Source organism: Frankia sp. CcMO1 (assembly GCF_977945845.1).
Map to the genome: position 1 here is coordinate 1 of NZ_CDWTMG010000321.1, position 4,335 is coordinate 4,335.

The following is a 4,335-nucleotide window of genomic DNA, read 5'->3' on the forward strand; positions in this document are numbered from 1 at the left end:
CCTGCTCGTTCGTCAGGTCACCCCGCGCCACACAACGGATCATGCAATCCGAAAATCACCATCAGATCCACGGCCAACCCCGGGACGTACTTCCCAAACAGGCCCTAGGTGGCTGTTCGGGCTGGGGCGTTCGGGTGGTGGTTTCGCGGTGGACCATGGCCCGATCGGCGTGGAACGCGACGCACGCCACGCCGCTGCCCTGGCAAACGGATGCGTCTTGGCCGGCTGGGACGTATGCTGATCTTGAAGTCCGGCGGGAACGTGCGGCGCGATCAAGGTGGCGGGTGGCCTTTCCATGCGGATGCATCGGCACGGCGGCGACGGAGCGTGCGGGGGATCAGACCGGTGTCCCGCCTGATGGCCACCCGGGACGTGCGCACTCCGCATCCTCGGCGGCCGTCCGACCGGGTGCCCTCCGGGGTCCGCGTCTCCCGCGCTCCCGGTCGTCCGAGGGACACCCGCTGCGATGAGGCGATCATCGATGCCGCGCTGCACGAGCTCGCGACGGTCGGCTTCGCGAGCCTGTCGATGGAGGCGGTGGCGACCAGCGCCGGGGTCGGCAAGGCGACGGTCTATCGCCGATGGCCAACGAAGGATGCCCTGATCGGGGACGCGTTGGACACCCTGGCCGACAGTCTCGACGCGGTCGAGACCGGCTCCCTGCGCGACGACCTGGTGGCCTGGCTGAATGCGCTGCGCCGGCACAACCTCCAGTCGTTGTCCGGGCGGATCATGCCGAAGCTCGTCGCCGAGCGGAGCACGCACCCGGAGTTGTTCGCCACCTACTCGCAGAAGGTGATCGAGCCGTCGCGGGAGAAGGCGGCCGCCATGCTCCGGAGCGGCATCGAATCGGGGGAACTCGCCGCGGACGTCGACGTCGACCTCGTCGTCGACATGCTGGTCGGTCCGGTCGCCTATCGGCAGTACATGAGTGGTGACTGCGAGGTGAGCGGAACGCGGATCGCGAAGATCGTCGACACCATCCTCGGTGGCATCCGCTGCCGGGAGGGTGCGCGGCCGACGGCGGAGCCGCCCGCGCCGCACCCGTCACACTGAGCCGCACCCGTCACACTGAGTACCTCGCTCGCCGTACCCCGCTCGCCGGGGGCACCATGCGTCCGCGAGTAGCATCGCGAACGGGCCAGGAAGGCCCGCCGTGGGGCCGCCTGCCGGCCGGCGACGCACCGGCGGTGCGATCCCCGCACCCGTGTTCCCAGCGCAACAGGAGAGATTCGGTGTCCGACGTCCGCCTTACCGTTCAGCACGCCCAGCGCAGCGATCCGCGGGTGGTGCCGACCGGGACGACGGCCGCCGAGCTGTTCGCCGACGACCGGAACGTGATCGCGGCTCTGGTTGACGGCCAGCAACATGATCTCGCTCATGTTCTCGCCGACGGGGCCGTCGTCGAGCCGATCATGATTGACTCGCCGGCCGGGCGGGCGATCGTCCGGCATTCCGCCGCGCACGTCGTCGCCCAGGCGGTCCAGGAACTCTTCCCGAAGGCGCGCCTGGGCATCGGGCCGCCCATCGACAACGGTTTCTACTACGACTTCGACGTCGAGTCCCCGTTCACCCCGGACGACCTCAGGGCCATCGAGAAGAAGGCGCAGGCGATTATCAAGGCCGGCCAGCGATTCTCCCGGCGGGTCGTCACCGAGCCCGAGGCCCGCGCGGAGCTCGCCGACGAGCCGTACAAGATTGAGTTGATCGGGCTGAAGTCGAGTGACGCGGCGGCCGACGACGCCGAGGCGAGTGTCGAGGTCGGGGCGGGCGAGCTGACCATCTACGACAACCTCGACGCGAAGACCGGCGAGCTGTGCTGGAAGGACCTCTGCCGCGGGCCGCATGTGCCCACCACCCGGGCCATCCCGGCCTTCGCGATCCTGCGCTCCGCCGCGGCCTACTGGCGGGGGAGCGAGAAGAACCCGCAGCTGCAGCGCATCTACGGCACTGCGTGGGAGTCGCGCGACGCGCTCAAGGCCTACCAGACCAGGCTGGCCGAGGCCGAGAAACGCGATCACCGCAAGCTCGGCGCGGAGCTTGACCTGTTCTCGTTCCCGACCGAGATCGGCCCGGGGCTGGCGGTCTTCCACCCCAGGGGCGGCGCGATCCGCACCGCGATGGAGGACTACTCGCGGCGCCGGCACATCGAGGCCGGGTACTCGTTCGTCAACACCCCGCACATCACCAAGTCGGAGCTCTACCAGATCTCCGGGCACCTGGACTGGTTCGCCGAGGGCATGTACCCGCCCATGCAGCTCGACGGCGGCACCGACTACTACCTCAAGCCGATGAACTGCCCGATGCATATCCTGATCTTCCGGTCGCGGGGCCGGTCGTACCGGGAGCTGCCGCTGCGGCTGTTCGAGTTCGGCACGGTCTACCGTTACGAGAAGTCCGGAGTGGTCCATGGCCTGACCCGGGTGCGCGGGCTCACCCAGGACGACGCGCACCTGTTCTGCGCCCGCGAGCAGCTACCCGCCGAGCTCGACAGCGTGCTGACGTTCGTGCTCGGGTTGCTGCGCGACTTCGGGCTGACCGACTTCTACCTGGAGCTGTCGACCCGGCCGGAGGGCAAGGCCGTCGGCACCGACGAGGAGTGGGCGCAGGCCACCGAACTGCTGCGGGAGGCCGCGCAGAAGCAGGACCTGGAACTGGTGATGGACCCGGGCGGCGGTGCCTTCTACGGGCCGAAGATCTCCGTGCAGGCCCGCGACGCCATCGGCCGGACCTGGCAGCTGTCCACCATCCAGGTGGACTTCCAGCTGCCGCGGCGCTTCGACCTGGAGTACCAGGCTGCGGACGGGACCCGGCAGCGTCCGTTCATGATCCATCGGGCGTTGTTCGGCACCATCGAGCGGTTCTTCGCCATCCTGTTGGAGCACTACGCCGGGGCGCTGCCGCCGTGGCTCGCGCCGGTGCAGGTGGTCGGCATCCCGATCACCGACGAGCACGTGCCGTACCTGGGCGAGGTCGCCCGGCGGCTCGCCGCGCACGGCCTCCGGGTGGAGGTCGACTCCTCCGACGACCGGATGCAGAAGAAGATCCGTACGGCGCAGAAGCAAAAGGTGCCGTTCATGCTGCTGGCCGGAGATTCCGATGTCGCTCAGGGTGCGGTGTCGTTCCGTTTCCGGGACGGGGCGCAGCGCAACGGCGTGCCGGTGGACGAGGCCGTCGCGGAGATCCTCGACGCGGTGGAGCGCCGCCGCCAGGTCTGAGCCGCGCGGCTGGCCCCGGGCCCCGTTCAGAAGACAGAAGACTCGTGCTGTCCCGGTGGGCCAACTTCTCGGTAGCGGGCCGGAGCCGATGGTTCCGGCCCGCTACCTTCTGGCTACACTTTTGGGGGATGTCGGGGTTTTGCTGGGGCCGGGAGGAGGCAAGCTGAAACCAGCGTGGCGCGAACAGGTCGAGTACTGGGCCGCGGTGGCTTCCGAGCGTGGCGCCGATGCCGCCGTGTTACACGCACAGTCGCGCCAGCTGGCTGCGCTGTACTTCGTGGGTTATGTCGTCGAGGCGTACGCGAAGGCGCTTGCCACGGCTCATGGTAAAATCGTCAGACGAACCCACGTCCTCGTACCGCTACTCGACGACTGCGGAATCCGGCGAGGAGATCTTCCGATGGATCTTCGTGCTTACGTCGATGCGCGCTCGGTCGAGATGCGATACGAACTGGTTCTTCGGCCCGGTATCGACTATGTCACGGAGCTTGCGCGGGCCCGGCGGCTCGCCGCGTACCTCGGGCTCCGGCTCAACCGATTACTCTGATCGTATCTGAGGTACCTGTCTTGGGCCGGCCACTTCGACGTGGCAGCGGGAAGAGCGAGGTCAAGGAGGTGACGGCATGCCGAGTATGCATCAGGAGACAGCGGACCGTGTGCGGGTGGCTGTTCTGGCACGCATCCGCACGCGCGACGAACAGGCAGTGGTGACGGTAAAGCCGGATCCATTCCGGGGCTATCGGATCCGCGTCGTCACGCAGATCTTCAGCGGGCGCTCCCAGCCTGAACGGCGTGAAATCGCACTCGCGGCCGTCCTGCCTGACGCGGACATAGCGTTCATGAGCCTGCTCACCCCCGACGAGGCAGCAGCATCTGCATCCGAGGAAGATCTTCTATCTACGTCACCGGAACTCCCGCTGTGGCCCGACTCGTTGGCGCGCGGTCAGCGCGAGCCGATCGAGGTCCGGCTTCCCTCACGATCGGACGACTTCCTTTCCGAGCCGGTCATCGTGGCTCTTCGAAGTTAAGCGGGTTTGAGGCATCTGCGGGCTCGGCGGGTGGTTGCGCAGCGTGTTCGTAGCCGCCGGGTGCCGGGTGAAGGACATCGGCCTGGCCC

General features: G+C 68.1%; 4 protein-coding genes. All 4 read left to right on the forward strand.

Features of this window, described 5'->3' with window-relative positions; genetic code table 11:
- Positions 1–345: 345 nt before the first annotated feature.
- The 4 genes from AC08OU_RS22970 to AC08OU_RS22985 all read left to right on the forward strand — a co-directional run bounded on the left by AC08OU_RS22970 (position 346) and on the right by AC08OU_RS22985 (position 4,246).
- Positions 346–1,056: a TetR/AcrR family transcriptional regulator gene (locus AC08OU_RS22970; protein ID WP_476602174.1), complete on the forward strand. Its 711-nt coding sequence runs from the start codon at positions 346–348 to the stop codon at positions 1,054–1,056.
- A 179-nt stretch (positions 1,057–1,235) separates the two neighbouring features.
- Positions 1,236–3,218, forward strand: a complete 1,983-nt coding sequence (gene thrS, locus AC08OU_RS22975; protein ID WP_462187550.1) for a threonine--tRNA ligase — start codon at positions 1,236–1,238, stop codon at positions 3,216–3,218.
- A 55-nt stretch (positions 3,219–3,273) separates the two neighbouring features.
- Entirely contained in the window at positions 3,274–3,765 is a 492-nt protein-coding gene (locus tag AC08OU_RS22980; protein WP_476605777.1) for a hypothetical protein, read from the forward strand.
- 76 nt (positions 3,766–3,841) lie between these two features.
- Positions 3,842–4,246 (forward strand): hypothetical protein, encoded by a 405-nt coding sequence (locus tag AC08OU_RS22985; RefSeq protein ID WP_476605778.1) that lies wholly within the window; start codon positions 3,842–3,844, stop codon positions 4,244–4,246.
- Positions 4,247–4,335: the final 89 nt, after the last annotated feature.

Excerpts from the sequence above, each read along its gene's own strand:
- AC08OU_RS22985 (WP_476605778.1), top strand. The coding sequence starts at position 3,842 with ATGCCGAGTATGCATCAGGAGACAGCGGACCGTGTGCGGGTGGCTGTT.